Raw genomic sequence first — 22,866 nt, 5'->3', positions numbered from 1 at the left:
AGATCTTTTTCCCGAAAAGCCTTAAATAATTCTAAAGATTATGAAAAAGATTATCCTAGCAGCTTTGCTGTTAACAGTCACCCTTATGGCCTGCGAGCAAAATATTCCCGGGCCTGCCCCCTCTGAAAACTTTGACGCAATTATAGCAGCAGGAGGTACCTTCGAACAGGTAAGTAAATCAGAAGAAGTACTCGAGACTTCTGAATCCTATAGCGTAGAAGATGGAGAAGAATATCTATGCTCAACAGAAACCCTTAAAATAGAAGATGCAGCCGGAGGTAACAGCGGTTTTCCCCTTTTCAATCCCAATAGCTCCGTCGTCTATCCCGGAAGTCTTCTACAGGGCAACAGCCTCAATCAAGCAACCCCTAATATCATTGCAGTAAAAAGAAGCGGAGGAACCATTTCAACAGATGTGTTTGACGGAAGCATTGCCCCCAGTTTCGAAGTGGATGAAGTCAAAATCAGTAGCATCACCGAAGCAGCCAATAGCATCATCAGAAATTCTACCGGAGTTGTCCCCGCCAATTTCGAATTCAGCTATGACCTGGTGCAGAGCAAAAGAGAAATGGCGCTGAAAATGAAAGCACAGTATGAGACCAAATTCACCGAGATAGAAGGTAAACTGGAGTTCAGTTCTGACAGATCCTATAATCGTATGCTCATTACCCTGAATCAAAGTTTCTATACCCTGCGATTTGACATCCCCACATCTACCGACCAAATCTTTGCACCTGAAGTAACGCCTCAAGACCTGGAGCGCTACGTAGGCCCTGGTAATCCAGCTGCATATATATCATCTGTTACCTATGGACGGATCTATTATATGTTGATCGAAACTACTTCTTCGAAAACGGATCTGGAAGCTAGTGTTACCGCATCTTTTTCCGGACTTACCACGGGAGGATCAGGTCAGGTTAACTACCGTAAACTGGAAGAGCTAACTAACATCAAGATACGGGTCTTTGCCTTCGGCGGGGAAGCCGGATCAACCTTAAGAACGATAGGAGAAACAGACCTTAGTCAGATTGTTGATCTATTGGCCGAAAGTTCAGACATCACAAGTGGAAAGGCCATTTCCTATGTAGTAAGAAGTGTCTATGATAATCAGATCGTAAGCGTCAAACTCAATACCGAATATGATGTAACCAATTGTAGTCCGACGGGCAATGTAGGGGTTCCTCCTTATACCGCTCATTGGGCAGGACTGGCATCTACTTTTGGAGGAATTGGTGCTGCATATTCTACCAGTGGGACTGAATTTATCCTGATCAATAAGGAAGGTACCGAATACCTCATCAGCAATACCGGAATCCTGGATGGCCCCTACCCTATCAGTCAGTTAGGAGATGGTAATGTTCCTTTCACCAAAATCGGAGCAGCCTGTAATATCAATGGCAATAAGTTTAATACACAAACCCTCATGGTGTTTGACGAAACGGGAACCCAGTTTAGCTATATGCTCGACAATGGAAGATGGTTGAATATAGAGCCCATCACCAATCTAGCAAACGGAAACTGCCCATTTAACCTTTCGGGTGTTGGGGCGATGATGTTTTATACAAAAAGCAGCCAGGGTCCCAGCACACGCTATATGTTTGACGGAAACGGCATAAACTCGACCTATTACAAAAACAATCCGGAAGGCTTCTCGGACACCCGAAATATCAAGTCTTACTGGCGAGTAAATAATATTAGCTTCCCATTTGAAGAAGTAGGCGCCAGCATAGGATTCTACATCGGCAATGAGCGCTTCCAATTGTTCTTCAATGGAGCAGGAGATAAGTACCTCATCAGAGGAAACACCAATGGAACCGGAAATCAGTTCCTTGGACCTTTTTCACTTTAGATTTCATAAAGGCGGATTCATTCTCCTGCATTCCGCAGGAGTTTGAATTCCTTTTAATTCATAAACTCTTCTTTGAGATTTGGTTTGCAGGGGCCGGATAATTGAATCCTTCCTTTGTCTGATTTCACCACCCAATAATCCTCTAGCAAAGAAGCATAGCAAACCCTGATTTCCAGATCATCCACTTCCTGAGAAAGGGCCCGGCTTTCTTCTGTCCACTGAACTTCAAATAAAATCACCTCTTCATTGGGGGTGAGGACTTCATCCTGCAATCCATTGGTACTCATGATCCCGTAATTGATAGAATGTCCTTCTGGTGCATAGTGATCAATTACTTCCTGCCAGCTTTGAAAATAGTTGTCCCCTGCCCGTATTTTATAGGATTTGATCAGGGCTAAACCGGTCCCACTATTTTTCACCCTTAACCCAAAGCCTTTTCCGCTGTAAAACTTGGAAATACTCAAATAAGGAAAAGCCGAAAGCCTTTGTTCGGAGCGCATGATCCGAACTTCATAAATAGAAACCACCAATGCACAGACGCTGATGACTACAGCCGAAAGTGCTATGAGCATATTGCTGTTTATTTTTTTGAGAGGATTTTTCATGGGATTGCGAAAGGGCTTTTTTCAAATTTAACGCTTGGGCGAAAAAATAGATTCTTTCAATCAGATTGGTTGGGAATAAGCTCCGGCTTTTCTAATTTGGAATCTTAACACTGCTGATATGAAATACTACTACATCCTCTTTTTGTTTTTGATCCTCATAAGTTGCCAGCCTAAAGAAATGCCCGAATATAAAATTCCCATTTATGGTTGGACAGGAGGCCCAGGCGAAGCCACGGATGCAGAACTCAAAGAAAAGTTTGAAGATTGGAAGGCCAAAGGCATCGATGGGCTGATGTTCAATGGCGGCCAGGATCCTGCAACCTATAGCCGGGTCGGAAAAATCGCCAAAGCTGCAGGCATGGAATTTCATGCCTGGATACCCACCATGGTTCAGGCACCCAAAGAAGGAATCAAGGATGAGTGGTATGGGGTGAATGGCAAAGGAGAATCAGCTCTGACCAAACCTGCTTATGTAGACTATTACAAATTTCTCTGCCCCAATCATGAAGGCGTGTATGAGTTTCTGGCTAATATGTATGGAGCGGTCGCCGATGTCCCGGAAATTGACGCCATTCATCTGGATTATATACGCTTCCCAGATGTAATACTTGCCAGAGGACTTTGGGATAAATACGGCCTGGTCATGGATAGAGAATATCCGGATTATGACTATTGCTATGGCCCGGAATGTGTCGAAGCTTTTAAAGAAAAGACAGGGATTGATATTCTTTCAGTAGAAGATCCTTCTCAGGTAGAAGAATGGAAGCAATTTCGCTATGACCTGATCACCCGTATGGTCAATCGCCTTTCAGATCATGTACACAGCAAAGGCAAAAAGATCAATGCAGCGGTTTTCCCCGGTCCTCACTCGGTAGCCAAAAAGATCGTAAGGCAGGAATGGAACAAATGGAATCTGGATGCCGTCTATCCCATGAACTATAATGACTTTTACCTGGAAAAACCTGAATGGGTCGGAGAAATGGTAGCAGAAGGAGTAGAAGCTGTCGAAGGAAAAAGACCCCTGTATAGCGGTTTATTCATTTGCCCGAATCCTGAGAATAAAACAGAGGAAAATGATCCCGAAAATCATGGCTTGCTCCCGAAAGAAATTGCGACTGCCATTCGAGTGTCCATGGAAAACGGAGCTACAGGGATATGTTTGTTTACTCCTGAGCGGATGACTCCTGCGCATTGGGAGGCCTTTGATAAGGCGATACATACAGACTACTCGGCAAAAAATTAAGTCCTGAACAAAGACTTTCTGCCCAGGACTCAATCTTCCTTAAAATATCACCAATTCCCCAAATTCCAGATAGGGATTCGACCTTAGGGTCTTTAAGGCTTTCTCCAAATCATCCAGCTTTTGCAAATTGAGTAGGATGACCGGACTTTTGGTTTTCTGATCCTTGAAACTGTAGATAAAATTTTTCTCAGGGTCGAGCTCTTTATCCAAATCCTGAAATTGTTCACGGATCAGCTGTATGCTTGCCTGGTGTTTTTCCTCGATCAGGAAAAATTTGGTGGTCTTTTGTTTGTCGAGTAAACTCAAACTCCGCTCATCAGCAATTGGAGTTGAGAACCATTGCGAACGAATACGGAAATTTTTCCTGATTTCATAAGCGATGTATTCCACATCATCATTCTTCTCACTATTGGCAAAAAGGGTAATCTCATTCATCAATATGTCCAGCTCATAAATGGCTTTGGGGAACGTTTTCTCAAAATGAGCGATTCCTTTTAGCACGAAATCTTTGTCCATTTCTTTCCCCTGAGTCAAATAAGCCGAACAGTCTGCGAATAAAGCTCGGGCAAAACCATTGATGTATTTATCATTGTACCATTCTGTGGTGTCTATTTTTCCGTGGATTTGCTGAAAGGCCCATCCATTTCCAATGGCAGTAGCCAGCCCTTCATCCAAATAACTATAGGCCAGTTTACTCCAATCCGAATCTGATTGAGTAAACCATGAATCTATATCCTGCTGCAAACGCTGTCTTTGTTCATCAAACAGGATATGGCACATCTCATGAATGATTACCCCAAGACGACCTTCATAATCTCTTTCATTTTTAGATAGGAAAGAACAGATCAGGGCATTGCCTTTGGGAATAGCCGTGGTATAGCCAGATGCTAAAGGAATAGGATAAAGCAGGATACGGAATGGGACTTCTTTGCTCCATTCGGTTCCGTAGAATTTGCTTACCGTGAGAAAGAGCTCTTCAATTTGCCCTTTGTATGTTGAAAGCTGTTCTTTAATCCGGCTGATATTCTCTTGCTCCTTATCCCAAATGAGCTCATCGTAATAAGGTTCGACAGCCTTCATGATTGCGAGTAGCTTTCGATGCGAGGCATGAGGTAAATAGCCTATAATCCGTTGGTTGAAATCCTCCAGATTTTCCGCATAAGAAGCAGCCACCCAGATCAAATCTTTTATCTCGCGAAAAGAATGTCTGTTTTCAGGAAACTCTTCTCTTTGAAAGTTGTAGTTGAACTTGATCTGCTTGTAGTCTTGAACGAGCGAATTGAACTCTTCTTCCGAAGCCAGATTTTCCTGAATGAAAGCGTGAAAGGAGCGAGAAGTGCCCATAGCTTCAGATGCTGTTTCGAGGAAACTAAATAGACAAAGCGTTTTGTTGACTTCAATCTGGATAAAATCTTTTTGTTGTGCGAATAGATTGAGGTTCATGCCCAGAAAAAGCAGGCACAGGATGAGTAATTTGTGATTCATCTCTTGGTTAAATAAAGGGTGAAAAATGTAGTAGAAAGGGGATAGACTGAAGTGTTTTTCTATGTACGGACATTTTAGGAGAAAGGATATTCAGGCATTCCTGCGCAAATGGTCCAATTTTTCAGAATAAAAGGAAAGCCGTCGATTTCAAAAATCCTGCCTGAAAATATGGGAACAGGAAAAGAGATAGGCTGATTTAGTCTCCTTTAAGCTATTTCAGACTTCCAAAAAAGTCCCTGATTTATTCCGGTTTCACATCCTCTTATCCTGTAATTTTAAGTCGTTCAGGGAAATTGCAGCTCTTTCAAAAGATATTGAAATGGCATAATATTCACCTCTAAAAGCTCCCGATACTTTCAGGAGAAGGACAGGCAAATTTTCAAAGATGAAACATATAAGCCTTCATCATGGACCTTCCTTCGCTCTCTTTACCTATCTGTTAATTTTAAGTTGGCTGTTTACTGCTTGCAAAGCAGAACACAAGCCCCATGAGAAAGTTCAAGACAATTTTTATGGTCAGCTATATAAGGAGGGAGATGATAACTTCTGGAAGTTTATGGAGGAAGCCAGCCATTATGTCTCTATAGAAAAATACTACCATGCCCAAAAAGCCCTGGACAAAGCTTCCGGATGGGCACGGGAACCCCTTCATAGAAAACTGATAAATACCCTGCATCAGCAAATCGCTTCAGAACTGAATGGCTCGGATAGCAATGTGATCCAAACTTTGCAAGAGCAGGAAGAGGTCCTGCAATACATGAATAGCAATGCACCAGCGGATATGATGCTGGCTTATAATTATGCGGCTATGTATGTCAGAAAGCAATTAAATAATCTGGGAAGTTTTCAATTTCCCGGAGCACTCGTCAAAAAAGATCACATCATCCTGTACAAAGGAAATTACAAGATCAAGTCCTATGTGGATGTGATCTCCCAAAGTGGCAAGAAACTACGCCACAACTTCAACTGTGAAATCAAAGTCCACAAAGACCGTAAAAGATATAAGGTCAAATCTTTTGAACTTTTTCTTCCCTCATGAAAACTCCCATTCAATCTTAATTCAATTAATATTCATGGATAGGAAGCAGAAACTAAATAAACCACTCCTTGCACTCATACTGGTATCCGTTTTATTCATCCCGGCTGTATTTATCTATATGGCGATGAAAAAAGATGCCGATCAGGAGGCTCTTCAGGCAGAGCTTCAGCATGAAATCGCAAGCCTGGAAGGCAGCCTCCTGGAACTCAATGAAATGAATGAACACAGTGGCAGAGCCCGAGATAGAGCTGAAATGGACGCTGAACTCAAGAAGCAACAATTAGAAGAAATGGCTTTCAAGCTGAATAATCTGGAAGATAAGGTCGCCCAAATGGCCAAAGATAATCAGGCAAATGAAGTCCTTATCAAAGAGTTGAAGGAGAAACTGGCAAAAGCAAAATCAGCCCTGGTCGAAAACTATAAAAAAGAAATAGATCTCCTCTTTACTGACAATGTGAATCTGAGCCAGATGGGTGATAGCCTCAAACAAGCATTGATCCTAAAGGATAGTCTTTGTCGAATGAAGGAAAAAGATTTAGGACTAAAACCCTGGCTAAAAGCAGAGAACATTTCCTTTATCGGTCTGAAAGGAGATAAAACGGAATCGGGAGATGCATTCAAAAAGAATCGTATTCAAACCCTCAAGGTCCAATTTGATCTGATAGGAATGGGGCCAGTACCCAATAATTCCAAACAGATTTTTATGATCATAGAATCTGCAGGCAAACAAACCCTTCAGGATGCCAGCAGGAGTGCCAGTTGGTTTAACTTCAAAGGACAAGACATCCCCTATTCTAGCAGGGTAAAAGTGGACTATGCAGGTACGCCTCTTAAAATCGATATGTTCTTTGATCCGGCTGGTGGAACATTCAATAGCGGTATCTACCAGGTCAAATTCTTTAGTGAAACTGAATTCATAGGACAAAAACAGGTAAATATCATCTGATATCTATAAGAAATCTTGAATCTCAAACTGTAGGCGGGCCGTGTTAGGTTCGCCTTTCTTTTTTACAAATCTTTCCTAAAAGGAGCAAAAAGTCCAAAAATCTAATCTGATCCCCTTTTGATCTGATGGCCCTGTATTTCCACTCAAGGCCGGGAAACTACCGTTGCCATGCATTTATTACCAAATAATGTAATTTTTTCAACAAAAACATTACATACTTATTAGCTTTGTTTCAGAAATAAGAAAAACCCTATCCCTCTACGCTTCTGCATCGATTGTGCAATTGAACTCATAATCAATACGCAGAATATGATTAAAAACGGTACACCATTTAGATCCCTTAGCTTATCTGTGCCGGCAAATGCATTCCACAAAATTCAGTTTCTTGTACTGAGCACAATGTTCCTCTTCCTTTTTACTGGGATGAATGAAGTTTCTGCTCAATGTTATGTGAATTTCCCCAGTCTGAGCAATAATGCTGGCTGCGCGGAACTTTCAAGTGTGCCCAGCAGCTATTATGGAGAAGTAGAGTTTATGTGGGCCAAAAATGAAGGAGGGTCCATCATTCCCCTGACATCCTTTTCTACTTCCAGTTCCCTGACCTATTGTCCTGCTGAATCCGGCTACTATAGAGTATGTGCTCGCCGTGTTGGATGCAGTACGATCTACGAATCCTATGATGTATATATCGGATCCTGCAGCAGCCCTGATCTGGATCAATACATTTCTGTAGATGGAGGTTCCTGGGTCTTGATGAACTCGGTAGAAGTTTGCGAAGGACAGGATGTTATCCTCAATTTTGAAAGCTATGGCTATAGCAATTGGACTTTTGCCTATCAGCTACCTGATGGGTCGCTAGTTACCAATACCGGCAATACGCATTCTGATCAATTGTCTTTGGCAGATATCAGCCCGGATGAAGCAGGTACCTATACTGTTACCTATACAAATCCGGATGGATGTAGTAATACAGAATCTTTTGAGGTAGAGGTAAATGCCTTGCCAGTAGTTACAAGCTCATTTACACATGCTAGCTGTAAACAGGATGACGGGACAATTACATTCTCATTTCAAGACCAAAGCGGGAGAACGAATATAGAGTTTAGCATTGATGGCGGGACCACATATCCTTATAATGTCGCGGATAATATAGGCTCTACCACAATCACCGGACTGGGTGCAGATACCTATGATCTTTTTGTTCGCTGGGGAAATGATGAATGCCCCCTGGATTTGGCTGACGTTACTATTAACAATAGTACCGGCTGTGCGACCATCGGAGATTTTGTATTCGATGATACAAATTTCAATGGAATCCTGGACGATGGGGAAACGGGAGTAGAAGGGATTACCGTTCAGCTTTTTGAACTAGGAAATGATGATCCTATCGATATGGATGTTACGGATGACAAAGGAGCCTATATCTTCTTAAATGTTGAACCCAACATAACCTACTTCCTCAAGTTTAGTAACCTTCCCGATAACTATCAGTTTACGGCACAGTCTGAGGGAGAAGATGATGAAAAAGACTCTGACGTCGATCCCAGTACAGGCAATACCTTCTCGATCACTCCTTCGATAGGAGACAATCTTACCGGCATAGATGCAGGTGTTCTGAATACCTTAAATTTTCCGGTAGAATGGTTGGGCTTTGATGTAAAGCAAGTTGGAACACATGCCGTTCTGAATTGGGCCACAGCTACGGAATTGAATGCTGCCAGTTTTGAAATCGAAAGATCGGTAGATGGCCTTCTTTTCGAGCCAATCGCTTCGGTTGAAGCTGCAGGAACCAGCATGCATACACAGCAATACGAATTTATGGATAAGGCTGTACGTCAGCTCGGAACAGATAAGATTTCTTATCGCTTAAGACAACTCGATTATGATGGAAGCTTTGAATACAGCAAAGTTGTAGAATTAAAACTAGGTGAAAATCTATCCATGGACCTAACTGTTTATCCTAACCCCTCGCAGGATCAAATCTCAGTAAGCTGGATTCCACTAGAAGGCATGCAAAACCTTCAGGTCAGAAATATGCTGGGCCAGATTGTATACAGGCTCGAAATTTCAGATCAGGACCAGCCTTCAGAAACGCTTATTTCATTGACAGACTGGAGCCCAGGTGCCTATTTCGTCCAACTGACTTCGGAACAATCAATTGAAACCTTAAAACTATTAGTGAAATAAAGGGGAAACCCTTAAAGATAGATGAATCCTTTTTTGCCGGTGCAGGAAGCCTTTCCTGTGCCGGTTTCTCTTCTTTTTGTATTTTGGAATAAGCCTCACACCCAACTATGTATCGACTACTGCTCTTCTTCCTGATCTTTTGTTTTTCCTGCAAGGAAAATCCTAAGCCTGAAAGCTCAAATCTTGAAGCCTTTCTCAAAACGGATGTGATCCCTTTGCAGAACCTTCATAGCCATGGAGCTACTATTGTAGAACTTCCCAATGGAGATCTCCTCAGTGCCTGGTTTCTGGGCTCTGGTGAAAGATGGGCCGATGATGTAGCCATCATGGGTGCTCGCCTTCTAAAAGGAGAAACGAAGTGGTCCGAAGCCTTCGTGATGGCAGATGTGCCTGCTTTCCCCGACATCAATCCCTCCCTCTTTCTGGATAGTCAGGGAAGACTTTGGCTAGCCTGGTATACCGTACTGGCAAATCTTTGGGAGACCTCTTTACCCAAATACAGGATCAGTGAAGATTTTATGATGAAAGAAGGAGCACCGGTATGGAAATGGCAGGAAGTCTTGCATGTCAAACCTGGAGGAAGTACTGAAAGAGGTATTCAACCCGCTGACCCTTTTGTGCATGCTGTGGAAAGTCAAATGAAGGCCTATGAGGCCTATCTGATGGATAGCCTGGGCGGAAATGAGGAATGGCTGCAAGCATACAGAGCATGGGCATCGGATAAATTAGGAAAGGCACGGGGAGATGATCAGCAATTCAATGGATATCTCTATGGAGAAAATGGAGAGATAAGTAAACAAAAGATGGGCTTCCCGCTTTTTAGGCGAATAGGCTGGCAGACGAAAAATAAGGCCATACTGATTGACGATAAAAGGTTGATCCTTCCGCTTTATTCCGATGGATTGGGATTTAGCATCATGGCGATCACGGATGATGATGGGGAAAGCTGGCAGTTTAGTAGCCCGCTTGTAGGATTGGAAAATATTCAGGCAAGTATAGTATCAAAGAGAAATGGCCATTTGGTGGCTTATATGCGAGACAATGGTCCTCCCCCTCAAAGGATGCAAATGAGCACTTCAAAGGATAAAGGTCTTAGTTGGGGAAAGGTCCGGGATTCTGATATCCTTAATCCGGGTTCGGGAGCAGATATGATTGTTTTGGAGAATGGCCACTGGGTTCTGGCTTATAATGATACAGAAGAAGGCAGACATAGCCTGGCCGTTTCGCTCTCAGAAGATGAAGGAAAGAGCTGGCCCTATATCAGACACATAGAATATGATCCCGGTCCAGGCGAAAACAGAATTCGAGCGGGCTATCCCTCTGCTATTCAAAGTAAAGATGGATTGATCCATGTGATATACAGTTATACTACTCGACGAGAAGCAGAGCAAAAACAGGAATGCATCAAATACATTCGCTTTGAGGAAAACTGGATCAGAGCAGGAGATGACTAAAGGCTTTACTCCCTCCAAACAGTATCCTTAATCCGCCAGAATATTGCCACGCCTACCACTGGTCTTTGCATCACGATCTCCCTCCGGAATCCCCAGTAAAGCTCAGCCAACTGATAACGGGCATCCAGCATCAGGGAAAGGTTTTCCCCCAAATCCAGATACAGTCCACCACCTATGTCATAGCTGGCATTATTACGTGGCTCACCTTCCTGGCTAAAGTCCTGTCCTTCAGGAGGGGGGAAGAAAAAGGGGACAAAATTGGTCCCGGAATAAGTGAATTGAGAAAAGCGGTTTAAACTAATTGAAAAGTCCACAAAAGGACGGATTTTCCCGGTCGAGATATAATAGCGAACTCGTAGAGGAATTTCTATCTCCGTAAAATCATAATTGATACGTGTCCATTGCTCAGGATAGGTAGTCGTAGGATAGTTGACTGAATCGGAAAAGAGGTTTCCGGAAGAAATCTTGAAGCCTGTTGTAAAGCCCAGGCGATCATTCAGCTCTATATCAAAAATAAACTGACCCCCGATTGTATTGAATCCCTCAAATACGCCAAAGCGCTCAGGTTTATAGTTGATATCGGGAGTTGCATCATGCCAAAATGCACCAGCTCCTATGCGCCATTCCATTTTTTTGAAAACGGATGGATTAGTTTCCCCTGTAGTCTGAGCAAAAGCATCCAGAAAAAAGAGGGAGAAGATTATGCTAAGAATTACGTATCGCTGCTTCATATATCATTCAAATGTGAGCCATCAAAGATACTAAATGAGCCTTAAAGGCAAATGCCATAAATTTTACCAATTGACTATTCCTTCTTGGATGTATCAGAAAGCATTCAAGTTTGGGCGCAAATTGTTTGGTTCATCTACTGCTTTCCCCTTAGCCCATCTCTGCCAATACTCGAAAAATGCTTCGTATATTAATTCTGTATATAAACACTACTACAATGAAATCTGTCAAACAAAAACCTGCCAGATCTCGCCGTGGCTTTTTCAAAAAAGCTTTTGCATCCGCATTGGGCGCAGGTCTGGGAATGTCCAGCCTTTCCGCATCTCCCGAAAGAGATCCCCACAAGAAAGGCGAAATCAAAATCACCAAACTGGAGACTTTCAAAGTCAAACCTCGTTTCCTCTTCCTAAAGATTCATACTGATGTAGGTATCATCGGTCTGGGTGAACCCATTACGGAAGGTCGGGCAGATACGTGTGCCATGGCCGTTCAGGAAATTGCGCCTTATCTGGTGGGAAAAGATCCCAGAAGGATCATGCATCACTGGCAAGCGATCTATAGACATGCCTTTTATCGGGGTGGGCCTATTCTCACCAGTGCACTAAGTGGTATCGAGCAGGCCCTTTGGGACATCAAAGGAAAAGCCCTTGAGGTTCCCATCTACGAACTCCTGGGAGGTCCTACCCGAGATCGCATTCGGGTATATGCACATGCCCGTACTCCCGAACGCATACGGGAAGCCAAAGCCCAGGGCTACACCGCATTTAAAACCGGAGTCAAAAATGCCCGGCAGTCAGGGGTCGTCGCCAATGCCCAGTTTGTGCAGGAAGCTATTGAAGCTTTTGCCGAATTGAAGGAAGCCGTAGGAAAAGACGCCGATATCGGCATAGATTTTCATGGAGCGCTTAGCCCTCAAAATGCATCCCTTCTCATCAAGGGAATAGAGTCCTATCAACCCTGGTTTATAGAAGAGCCTATCAATTGCCAGAATGTAGATGTGATGGTTGAACTGGCGAAAGAAACCCATATCCCGATCGCTACCGGAGAACGGATATTTACCAAATGGGGATTTCGGGAAATTCTGGAGAAAGGTGCCGCAAGTATCTTACAGCCTGACCTCTGTCATGCAGGAGGCATTTTTGAAGGTCGCATCATCGCTGGGATGGCCGAAGCCTATTATGCAGCCATTGCACCCCACAATCCTTTGGGACCCATCTCTCTGGCAGCAGGTTTACAACTCGCAGCCAGTATCCCCAACTTCCTTTGTCAGGAACAAGTCACCCTGGGGGAAGGATACCTGAAAGAGCCCTTTAAGGTAAAAGATGGTCATGTCGATCTGCCTGTAAAAGCTGGCCTGGGAATCGAACTGGATGAAGATGCCCTGGCAGATAAGCTGGGACATGACTGGAAAAATCCCGAAACATACCTGAATTCAGATGGCTCAGTCGTGGATTGGTAAGGTCTCAAAAGACTTGATTTTTCTCCAAAGCAGGCGATAAGCATCGTCTGCTTTGGTTTCATTATTAAAATCAAAAATCCACAACCTTTACCATTTGTAACAAGCTGTGATACTTTTGTAATAAGTAATTACCAATGTTCAAAGCCTCATGATTTTTCTGTGATAGTCTAAACACACCTTTGTAGCGGTCATTATCAACAAGACCAAAACAATTACAATAAAGAATCACAAAAATGAAAAATCGAGTTTTAAGCCTAATTCTGGCTTTGGGGGTATTTGCATTCACAGCCTGTGAAGAAGACGTAACACCACCAGCCGTAGACACAACAGCCTTTCAAATCAAGATCACCAATGAGATCGATCTCCTTGCCGCTCATGTTTTCAACACGCCGAGCAATGCAAGTGAACCTGGCCCCATACCTGTTTCGGGGGTGTACTATGAAACCCAGTTCAAAGCCTATCCAGGCAGTCGCCTGAATTTCATCTCCATGTTGGCCAACAGCAATGACTGGTTCTTCGCAGCCGGGCAAAATGGTATTGCTTTATTTGATGCCAGTGGAGCTCCCGTAACTGGAGATATCACCGGAGATGTGAGACTATATGATGCAGGTACGGAAGAAGAAGATCCTGCAACTATAGCGACAGTACCCGATGGAGGCACTGCCGGTTCTCCGGATGACGACAATACTGTGAGAAGTCAGGAATCAGATGTAAGTTCCTACCTACGCGCAGATTTGAGCTATGACAATGGCTACTTCAGCCTGAGATTGACCCGTACGGATGAAGGAGTAATCACTCCGGGACTCATCCTGATCCATGCGCAGGAAAACTATCCGCTTTTCACCATCGGTGAGCCGGACAGAGGACAAGGTCTGAAAGAAATTGCCGAAGCCGGTATGCCCGGAGTTTTGTACAACTATATCACAGAGACGGCAAGTGATGGTTCTCCGGTACGTTTGTCAAGTTCTCATACGCCTTTCTCTCCCGGAGTAGTTTATGCCTTTAAAGCTGACGAGCAAGATCCGCTTTTCACGCAGGGAGAAGCAACCAAAGCCGGAAGTGGACTGGAAGAACTTTCCGAAGATGGCAATAATGAAGTTATTTTCAATTACCTGAGTGGATTGGGGTTACCCGTAGCAAAACCAGAGGAAGCTGGAGGTATTGGACCTGGGGGAAGCTTTACCTTCAATATTGATGTTCCCGATGGCTATAAGCTGGGATTTGCGACCATGTTCGTTCAATCCAATGACTGGTTTGTCAGCTTTAACAATGATGGAGTAGAACTTTTTGATGCAAGTGGAAATCCGAAAAGTGGCATAGATTACAGTGTGCAATCTTATCTCTTCGATTCAGGAACGGAAATAGACGAAGCTATCGGTTTTGGAGATGGTCAGCCTATGAGACAATCAGGACCCAATGTAGGAGCTGTTGATCCAAATACCACTATTCGCAGAGTAAGTGAACTGGAAGATGGGCAGTTTGAAAAAGGAAGGATCGCTTCTGCACCCGGTGTAGTTTACATAGACGATGAGCGCGGAGGTTACAATTTGATCAGCATTGAGATCAATCCTCGCTAAAAAATCGAGCGACAGTTTGGATGCTGTCGCTTGATTTTATGATAGAATGAAAGGGGGACCAAGGGGTCTCCCTTTTTTTAAATAAGCTAGTCTGCCGGGAAAAAGATTTAAGTTAACATATACAGAATCCCAAGAATCAGTTTGATAACTCATTTGCAAGTATGTTTCTTTGGCAGAAAAGCAGATGCTATTTGATTTAAACCAGGCCCAGCGTCTTGAAATTCTCCATCAGACCATTGAAAAGCTTGAGGATTACTATGAACATACAGACTCTAGAAAGGTATCGCCTAAGCTGGAGGTAGACGAAATCCTTCGGAGCATCAAAAAAGAGACTTTTACTGCGGCAAAAGCACCTCAAGCAGCAGTGGAGCATGTCATTCATGCATTAGACACCTATTCGGTACATACTCCACATCCGGATTATTTCGGTTTGTTTAATCCTAGAGCCAATTTTTCGGGTATCCTGGCTGATTTGATTACGGCTGTTTTTAATCCGCAACTGGCGGCCTGGAGCCATGCACCTTTTGCAGTAGAGGTAGAAAATCACTTAGTACAAGCGTTGGGGAAAAAGTTTGGGCTAAAGAAAGAAGATATGGATGGGGTGTTTACGACCGGAGGAGCTGAGGCAAACCTAACAGCTGTTCTTTGTGCATTAAATGAGCACTTCCCAGACTTCGCAAATGAAGGTCTTGTAGGACAAATTCCCAGACCTCTTATCTATTGTTCTCAGGAATCTCACCACTCCATCATAAAAGCAGCTCGAGCGGTAGGTCTGGGAAGAAATTCTGTGAGAACAGTAGGCGTAGACGATCATTTACAAATGGACACGCAGCAGTTGATCAAGCAGATTAAGGAAGATCAACAAAAGGGAAGTCGGCCCTTCCTATTGATCGCAACGGCTGGAACAACAGGAACGGGGGTAATTGATAGGTTACATGAGCTACATAGTGTTGCCAGGGATTTCAATTTATGGTTCCATGTTGATGCGGCTTATGGAGGAGGAGCAATTCTTAGCCAAAATTTATCCCATCTGCTTAGTGGTATTGAAAAGGCAGACTCGATTACCTTCGATGCCCATAAATGGATGTCTGTCCCTATGGGTACCAGTTTATTCCTTACTTCCCATAAAGAGATTCTAGCCAAAACATTCAGGGTTTCCACAGAATATATGCCTAAGGAAGCCAATGAGCTCGAGATCGTTGATCCATTTACGCACTCCATCCAATGGTCAAGAAGATTTGCGGGCTTGAAGCTATATCTTTCCTTGCTCATTTTTGGATGGGAAGGATATGAACAAATGATTAATCATCAATCAAGGATGGGACACCTATTCAGAGAATTATTAGTTGAAAATGGCTGGAAAATCATGAACCCGTCCTCACTACCGGTCATTTGCTTTACGGACAAAGAATTGCGCAAGTACCCATCATTTGTTAGCTGGATTTGTTCGAATGTTGTCGAATCAGGGAAAGCCTGGATTTCCACTTATCCAGTTAAGGAAGAAAATACGATTAGGGCCTGTATTACAAATTATGCAAGCGATGAACGTAACATCAGGAATCTTGTACAACTCCTGGGCGAAAAAAGAGAAGTGTTTAGGAGCTTAGGTATATAACAGTAGGAATTTATCTCCAGCCTTAAGCACCCATTGTCCATAGTTTAAGAAACATCTCAATTTAATTCTATCGAATTCGATAGAATTGTAGGTAGGATTATAGTGCGGATTTAAGTCGTTGAAACTCTTTGATCAAATAGTACTTAAACTCTGGATTCAAACAGGTCGTATTCGACCTGTTTGGAGCTTAATTACTTCAGGAATTTTTTACCGGAGCTCAATCGCTTGTCTTTGCTTAGGATTTCAATTTGTTTAGCAGCTTCTTCTGCTAAACGTAAGTATCTGGCTTCTTTACTTGCTCCTGCACTTATCAGCATAGAGTTAATACTTTCCATATTAGCCAGGACAACAATCTCAACTAAGCTTGCATTGTCTCTGATATTACCTTTAAAATCAGGATTTGCCTCTCGCCATTGTTTAGCAGTCATTTGAAACACTGCCATATTGAGAAGATCTGCCTCAGAAGAATAAAGGAAGGGACTCTCTTTCTCACTCGCTCTGGGCGCTAAATTTTCTTCTATACTTTTTGTGTGAAGGTCATAGTTGATTTTAGAAAAGAATCTCCCAGTGTCCCATGCCTTTCCCAATAATTGTTCTTCAACATTTCTAAGTCGTTGGTAATCTTTTATCAAAAAATACTGGAATTCAGGTGAAATCCAGCTTCCGAATGAAAATGCGATATCTTTATGAGCCCAGGTCCCTCCATATCTACCACTTTTAACCACAAAACCAATACAATCAGTATCTTTTAATAATTGGGTTGCAGAAGGGGTAAAAGTATTATCTCCTATCCTTGATCTATAAACCCGGTCGAATTCGACCTGTTTAAAAGCGGGATTATTTAGGCCCTCCCAAATGCCAATAAAATTGAGGGTTGCCCCCAGACGTAGCCAATTCCTGATAATGATTCGAGGCTCTGAATTTGCACTATCGGTGATTCGTGCCTTGGCCATATCAGTCAAACTGATATAATCTTCCCCATTCACAGGCTTCACTGAAATCTGGAGCCCATCAATATTAAGTTTTTCACCCATTCTCCTTTACAATTATTTTGTAGAAAGTTTTGAGGAATGATTATGTCAAGTTAAAAGAGTTCTTGCCAATTTTAATCCCCTGCAAATGGAAGGGTTTAACATGAATATGCCTTTCATTCTTCGAACACACAAGCTACTAAAATTCAAGAATATCACATATCCCCACTCCATTTTGAAGTCTTATGATCCCAAATAAGCCTGGATCAAATAGGCATAGTTATAAGCAGACTGCCCCTCTTTCTCTAATGCTTTCCTAATCCTTTCATCCAATGCTTCAGGCTTCTCCGGCAAAAATTTCAGGTACATCTCCAATTGCCGTTTCTTCATCGAACTAAGCTGACTTGATAGCCAAAGCGCTGCCCTTTCGTCCGCAAACTCCAGATGCTTCAAGAGCAAGGTTTGGGTATTCATGTCCCAGTTCGAAAAGTTCTCATAGAGATACTGGCTAAGTATTCGGTCCTTCCAATCTTCATCCGGCAATTTTTTCAGGATGTAGGAGCGAGTCAGAGGCGAGGCATCTTTGAGGATGTGCAGGATTTGGGGGCGAAAGTTGAGGTAAGCCTCTGGAGAAAGTTTTTTCAGGGCAAAACGCTGATAGCTTTCGTAGGGAGAATCCAGCAGGTAAGTGGAAATTTCTGCATTATATATCTCAGCGAAGTAGGCTTTGATCTTCTGACTGGATTCTGCATTGATCAGGTGCCAAAGGGTGTAACAGGAATAGAGGGCTCCCTCAACCGTGGATTCACGAATCACTTTTTTGGTAGGCTCAGAAACTGCATCTACTTCTACCCCATTATAAACTACCTGTTCCTTCTCGGGTTCAGCTTTGGCGTTTTTGTCGAAAAGGTCCTCCATTTTGCTGCGACCTAAAACCGAATGATCATCCAGCATCAAAGCATGAAATTTTTCATAATCCTCCGGCTCGAATTCTTCATGGTCAAATTTGGTCAGGGGCTGATCTTTCTGGAGGGCAAAGCCTACATATTCGCCTAGCAAATCCCAGTACACTTCAATCTGAACAGGCTTGCAAATATTGTCTATACAAACGGGCGTGTAGATATCTGCATAAAAAAGGAGAGGATTGCCTGCTGAGTCTGAAAGTAGCAGCATCTGATGCTCCGGCAAGGAATCTTTCCCCCGAAACAAAAATACTTCCTGCTGCTGGCCCACTTCTTTATACTCCTCCCCCATTTCGAAAAAAAGGGGTTTTGCTTTCCCCCCATCAGCCAGGGAAAGTAGAAATGAGCATAAACAGAAAATTCCCAGAACTACCGCTCTCGCCATTGTTGCTCCATAATGAGTTTCATGTACTCTTCCAGGTGCTCGCTATAAATATCGCGGGGATTCACCTTATACTTTTTACACAGAGATGCTGCAAAGCCTACAGCTGCTCCCATTTGTCCGGTGGTCCGCATCACCCGCGGGCCTCCCAGCCCTACATGCGAACAACTAAAACAGCGTCCTGCCATAAAGAGGTTATCGACATTGCGGGAGTATAAGCTTCGATAAGGAATGTAGTAGGCATCTGTTTCAAAGAAGAGGGCTGTCGAAAGGAAATCCGGTTTGTTTTCGTCCTGAAGGTTTTGCTGAAAATGGATGTCCACTTCACGGGTTTCGACCACCACAGAATCAGGAAATTTCACCTGATCCAGCACATCTCTAAAAGTGAAAATATGGTCGCCCATCAATCTGCGGGATTCTCTTTTCCCCAATAGATAAGAAACCCATTTCAATTTATAGTTGGCATTTTCTACTTTTTGTTTGGCATTGGAAAAAGAGCCAAAAATGGCCCTAAGCATATGATCCCGGATTTCTTCTCCATCCTCGATCTGGTGCAGGTCATTTCTGGAAAACTCCCAGTACCATTCGCCGGCTGTAGCTTCGTGTTCATTGGCGACATCTTTGGCCCAGGGGAGTTCGGGGAAATTGTGGGCTTCTGTTGTGAGATCGGTGATCCAGAGAATTGAGGAACCCATGACTGCATTGTCAGGCTCTTCCGGACTCCAAAGTTCGCCCCATTTGTCCCAGGCCTCTCCATATTCTTCGACCCCTTCCCGTCCGTAACTGTAATCTGCTCCCGCCCAGTATCCGATCCATCCATCTCCGGTTGCATCCAGAAATAATGGAGAGATAAAACGTATCCTTTCTCCACTGGAGGTATGACGGGCATCTACATATTGAATAGTATTCTTTTCCGCTACCGCATCATAAGCACGATAATTCAAAAAGAGGTGAATATTCTTATAGCTCTTCACATTTTTATCTCGCTTGAGCTGATCCTTTTTGGCATCTTCCGATCCATTGGGATAATGCTCGGTATCTATCATGCGCAGGATACGCTCAAACTTGCCATAAATTCCCAGGGTATGGACACGAATTTCGCTACTTGCATTTCCTCCCAATAATCCCCGGTCATGAATCAAAGCTACTTCCATGCCCTGTTCTGCCGCCGCAATTGCTGCCGCACAGCCTGCAATTCCACCACCCGTAATGACCAGGTCAAACTCTTTCGTTTCAGCCGGTGCTGCAGTTTCTCCCAATTTGTCCGGCCGCCATGCATTCAATTTATCTACAGATATTGGAGGTGCTTTTTTCTCCTGGTTAAAATAGATAGCATCTACTCGTCCATTGAATCCCGTGAGGTCGATCAATTCCAGTTTGAACGTTTTCGAGCTCAGCTTCATTTCCCCTACATACTCCCAATTCCAGTCCGGTCCCAAGCCCAGCACCTGCTCCATCTTTTTCCCATCCACCATCAATTGAAACCTTCCCGGGGCCTCCCAATTTCCAGGTACCCAGTTTTTGGTTCGAGCCCAGATGTGGTAGTTGCCGTTTTCTCTGAGGATAATTTCTGTTGAAGCATTTGAAACGGGCTTTCCCATCCCATGTGCCATGAGATAGGGCGATCCCATCTGTTCGACAAATTGGGGATCACTCACCCATCCCCCTTTATCCAGGAAACTTTCGGCTTCTATCAAAAAATCATGCTGAGGGAAGGCAGAAGATGCTGCCAGTAGCCATAGGCTAAAAAGTAGGAGTAGCTTTTTCATTTGAGGATTGTTAAAGGCTTATTTCATGTTAGCATTCTTTTGCATGAATGGCAAATAAATAAGTCTCTCAAAGATAGCCTGGCTACTAAACGCAAAGGCGCCAGACAGGAAGCATCCTGCCTGGCTGGGAGCAAGCGTCGTTACGGCTAATTGCCCACTAGAACATATCCGACTGATAATTGCACAAGCTGGTTTCTAAAAACAGGCTCGTCTTGCTCTATATCGACCAGACCGGGAACCACCCTGGCTTCGACGAAGAGGTTTTTCTCTATTTGATAATAGAGGCCAAAAATCAAGGCAAAATCAAAGGCTTTGGTATCATCCTTTGCATCCAGGGTTCCCTGAAATTGTCCTTCCAGGATTTTCCCATTGGCTGTCAAACGAATTCCGGGCTGAATACCTGCATATACACAGACTCCTTCCAGGACTTGATACCTGGCGATCAGGGGGATATTTAAGTAGGTGAAATTCAGGCGGATTTTGGAAGCTGCGAAATCATTGTCTTCCGTCGCTCCCTGTGCTGAGAAAAGGAGTTCTGCCTGAGCCTCGATTTTATCTGCGACTTCCTGGGAAGCAAAAGCTCCGATATGGTAAAGAAGCCTCGAACTCACATCATCTGTCGAAGCTGCGGGTCCGGATAAAGTAGAAATATTGATCCCGGTTTTTAAGCCAATCTTCAGGTCCTGTGCCTGAGTAGTATGCATTGGATTAGGGATGAGAATTAGCAGGATTAGGGCTGCTCTCAAAAACGTCATGGTGTTTGGTGAATTGAAAAATATAGAAAGAGGGGACCGAAGGCAGTCTTCGGCTACTTTAAGGACGAGAATGTTTTCTGTGTGTTTGAGCTTATTCTAGGGAAAAAGCGCAGGCGCAATTTTCTAACGGATGGAGGGGCTTTTTTACAGCAGGGCTAGATAGTTTCAGTTTTATTTCAAGATTTTTTCAAAATTTTAGGCCCTTCTTCTCCCAAAATATTTCTCTATTTATCACAAGCTATCACGGTCTCAGAATTAAGCTTTCTCCATTTTCTCCCGAAAAGCCTTCATTATCAACTCTCAGGCTAATTTTTCTGTGATAAAAGCTTTAATCTCTCGTGATAACTGCCCTCTACCTTCCGCGTTCGATTAATTGTCAACAGCAAACAAACACTTTATTCAAATCGACAAACAATACAACAACAACAGTGCTATGACTAATCAACGAATGATAAGCCAACAACAAAACAGAGAGGTACTGGCTATCGCCTCCGAAAACCTTAAACTCAAAAACATCAAGCGCCTGACTGCCAATTTTGCCGCAGCCCTTTTAGTTCTTTTCCTCATCAGTTGTGAAGATGATACCCCCACAGTAGAAGATGAATTCATCGGTGCCGTTTATGCCATGAACAATGGTAACGGACAGGACCAGAACCCAACAAATAGCATCGTAGCTTATGGAAGAAATGAAGACGGGAGCCTCAGCAATATTGGAACTTTCCAAACAGGAGGAGATGGGGGCGACTTTGATGGGGGTGAAGGACTAGATCCGCTGATCTCAGCCTATGCATTGACCAAATCAGCAGACAATCGTTTTGTATTTGCCGTAAATGCAGGAAGCAATACCATCACTTCTTTTCTGGTAAATGATGACTTTAGCCTCAGCCTGGCAGATCAGCAAAACAGCGGCGGTACCGGCCCAAACAGCTTAGCCTACCATAATGGTGTCCTTTATGTTTCTAATATTGATGCAGATGGGATTTTCAATGGAGAGCCTGATCAGGAAGGAAATCTTTATGGATTCCAGGTAGCCGATGATGGCAGCCTTAGCCCTATCTCTAGCAGCATTCGTAATCTGGGAACTCGCCCTTCAGCCGTTCAATTTTCTCCTGATGGAAACTGGTTAGCAGTTACTTCTATCAACTCTGGATCCTCAGCCCTTGCAAGCGGAAGTGAAGACGAAGTCGTAATCTACCAGGTAAATGGAGATGGTACGCTAAGCAATGCTCCAACAGGGGCCGCAACTTCTACCCTTCGCAACAATGCAGAAGGACGTAATCTGCCCTCAGCTATTGGCTTTCAGATTGTAGGAGACAATTATCTGGTCGTAACAGAAGCGCGTGAATTCAGACCAGATGGTACACCTCCAGCCTTCACCGCCTTACAATCCGGTTCAATCAGTACCTGGCAGATACAGGCAGATGGTTCTCTGAATGCCATAAATCTCGATGTCCCTTCTGGAAACAGAGCTACAGAGTCCGGAAGAACCGCTTGCTGGATAGACTTTAATGAAGATGAGGATGTATTCTTTGTTTCCAATGCCATCGAAGCAGGTCTCGCAGCTTTTAGCTTTGACGCAGGCCAGGTACAATTGCTGGACGAATTGGCAGCAGAAGGAACGGGTGCTGGAACGACCACAGATCCTTCAGAAGCTTTCGGAAGAACACAAGGATGGATCGACCTCTGGATTAGCGATGATGGAAGACACCTTTACCAACTATACGGACTGGAAGGAACCATCGGAGTCTATGGAATCAATGGTAGCAGCCTTAGCTTTATCGAAGAGATTACAGGCGACCTACCCGCAACCAATACACAAGGAATTGTAGCAATTTAAGT

17 protein-coding genes are annotated in these 22,866 nt (G+C 43.6%); 10 read left to right on the top strand and 7 right to left on the bottom strand.

The window, feature by feature from the left end:
* The first annotated feature begins 40 nt into the window (after positions 1-40).
* Positions 41-1,849, top strand: a complete 1,809-nt coding sequence (locus R8P61_33710) for a thiol-activated cytolysin family protein (GenBank protein ID MDW3652080.1) — start codon at positions 41-43, stop codon at positions 1,847-1,849.
* 53 nt (positions 1,850-1,902) lie between these two features.
* Here R8P61_33710 and R8P61_33705 read toward each other — a convergent pair whose 3' ends face one another.
* On the bottom strand, positions 1,903-2,454 hold the full coding sequence (locus R8P61_33705) for a hypothetical protein (protein MDW3652079.1): 552 nt from the start codon (positions 2,452-2,454) through the stop codon (positions 1,903-1,905).
* Between the two features lie 118 nt (positions 2,455-2,572).
* On the opposite strand from R8P61_33705, the gene R8P61_33700 reads away from it, so the two are divergent.
* Positions 2,573-3,697, top strand: coding sequence for a hypothetical protein (locus R8P61_33700; protein ID MDW3652078.1), 1,125 nt, complete (start codon positions 2,573-2,575; stop codon positions 3,695-3,697).
* A 39-nt stretch (positions 3,698-3,736) separates the two neighbouring features.
* Here the strand turns inward: R8P61_33700 and R8P61_33695 are convergent, their stop codons facing one another.
* Entirely contained in the window at positions 3,737-5,182 is a 1,446-nt protein-coding gene (locus R8P61_33695) for a hypothetical protein (GenBank protein ID MDW3652077.1), read from the bottom strand.
* Between the two features lie 385 nt (positions 5,183-5,567).
* Here R8P61_33695 and R8P61_33690 point away from each other — a divergent pair, with 385 nt between their 5' ends.
* The 4 genes from R8P61_33690 (at position 5,568) to R8P61_33675 (ending at position 10,808) form a co-directional block, all read left to right on the top strand.
* Positions 5,568-6,221 (top strand): hypothetical protein, encoded by a 654-nt coding sequence (locus R8P61_33690; protein MDW3652076.1) that lies wholly within the window; start codon positions 5,568-5,570, stop codon positions 6,219-6,221.
* A gap of 34 nt (positions 6,222-6,255) precedes the next feature.
* Positions 6,256-7,167, top strand: a complete 912-nt coding sequence (locus R8P61_33685; protein MDW3652075.1) for a hypothetical protein — start codon at positions 6,256-6,258, stop codon at positions 7,165-7,167.
* A 399-nt stretch (positions 7,168-7,566) separates the two neighbouring features.
* Entirely contained in the window at positions 7,567-9,354 is a 1,788-nt protein-coding gene (locus R8P61_33680; protein ID MDW3652074.1) for an SdrD B-like domain-containing protein, read from the top strand.
* A 107-nt stretch (positions 9,355-9,461) separates the two neighbouring features.
* Positions 9,462-10,808 (top strand): exo-alpha-sialidase, encoded by a 1,347-nt coding sequence (locus tag R8P61_33675; protein ID MDW3652073.1) that lies wholly within the window; start codon positions 9,462-9,464, stop codon positions 10,806-10,808.
* Positions 10,809-10,813: 5 nt separating this feature from the next.
* Here R8P61_33675 and R8P61_33670 read toward each other — a convergent pair whose 3' ends face one another.
* Positions 10,814-11,539 (bottom strand): hypothetical protein, encoded by a 726-nt coding sequence (locus R8P61_33670; GenBank protein ID MDW3652072.1) that lies wholly within the window; start codon positions 11,537-11,539, stop codon positions 10,814-10,816.
* Between the two features lie 215 nt (positions 11,540-11,754).
* Here R8P61_33670 and dgoD point away from each other — a divergent pair, with 215 nt between their 5' ends.
* From dgoD to R8P61_33655, 3 genes are all read left to right on the top strand, one after another.
* Positions 11,755-12,996 (top strand): galactonate dehydratase, encoded by a 1,242-nt coding sequence (gene dgoD / locus R8P61_33665; protein ID MDW3652071.1) that lies wholly within the window; start codon positions 11,755-11,757, stop codon positions 12,994-12,996.
* A gap of 233 nt (positions 12,997-13,229) precedes the next feature.
* The gene (locus tag R8P61_33660) at positions 13,230-14,573 is read left to right on the top strand and encodes a spondin domain-containing protein (GenBank protein ID MDW3652070.1); all 1,344 of its coding nucleotides are present in this window, start codon (positions 13,230-13,232) and stop codon (positions 14,571-14,573) included.
* A gap of 184 nt (positions 14,574-14,757) precedes the next feature.
* The gene (locus R8P61_33655; GenBank protein ID MDW3652069.1) at positions 14,758-16,188 is read left to right on the top strand and encodes an aminotransferase class V-fold PLP-dependent enzyme; all 1,431 of its coding nucleotides are present in this window, start codon (positions 14,758-14,760) and stop codon (positions 16,186-16,188) included.
* A gap of 191 nt (positions 16,189-16,379) precedes the next feature.
* Here the strand turns inward: R8P61_33655 and R8P61_33650 are convergent, their stop codons facing one another.
* The 4 genes from R8P61_33650 to R8P61_33635 all read right to left on the bottom strand — a co-directional run bounded on the left by R8P61_33650 (position 16,380) and on the right by R8P61_33635 (position 20,976).
* Positions 16,380-17,222, bottom strand: a complete 843-nt coding sequence (locus tag R8P61_33650; protein MDW3652068.1) for a KilA-N domain-containing protein — start codon at positions 17,220-17,222, stop codon at positions 16,380-16,382.
* 180 nt (positions 17,223-17,402) lie between these two features.
* Positions 17,403-18,506 carry a hypothetical protein gene (locus R8P61_33645; GenBank protein ID MDW3652067.1) on the bottom strand — a complete coding sequence of 368 codons (1,104 nt, stop codon included), beginning with the start codon at positions 18,504-18,506 and terminating at the stop codon, positions 17,403-17,405.
* Complete coding sequence (locus tag R8P61_33640; GenBank protein MDW3652066.1) at positions 18,491-20,272, bottom strand: FAD-dependent oxidoreductase; 1,782 nt, start codon at positions 20,270-20,272, stop codon at positions 18,491-18,493. The genes R8P61_33645 and R8P61_33640 overlap by 16 nt, the downstream gene beginning before the upstream one ends.
* A 146-nt stretch (positions 20,273-20,418) precedes the next feature.
* Positions 20,419-20,976 (bottom strand): porin family protein, encoded by a 558-nt coding sequence (locus R8P61_33635; GenBank protein ID MDW3652065.1) that lies wholly within the window; start codon positions 20,974-20,976, stop codon positions 20,419-20,421.
* 484 nt (positions 20,977-21,460) lie between these two features.
* Between R8P61_33635 and R8P61_33630 the strand changes: the two genes are divergently transcribed.
* A complete protein-coding gene (locus tag R8P61_33630; protein ID MDW3652064.1) occupies positions 21,461-22,864 on the top strand; it encodes a hypothetical protein in 1,404 nt (467 codons plus the stop codon).
* Positions 22,865-22,866 lie beyond the last annotated feature (2 nt).

The organism is Bacteroidia bacterium, assembly GCA_033391075.1.
Classification (GTDB): Bacteria; Bacteroidota; Bacteroidia; order J057; family J057; genus JAWPMV01.
The sequence above is the reverse complement of the archived record's forward strand: the minus strand, read 5'-3'. Positions and strand labels throughout refer to the sequence as shown.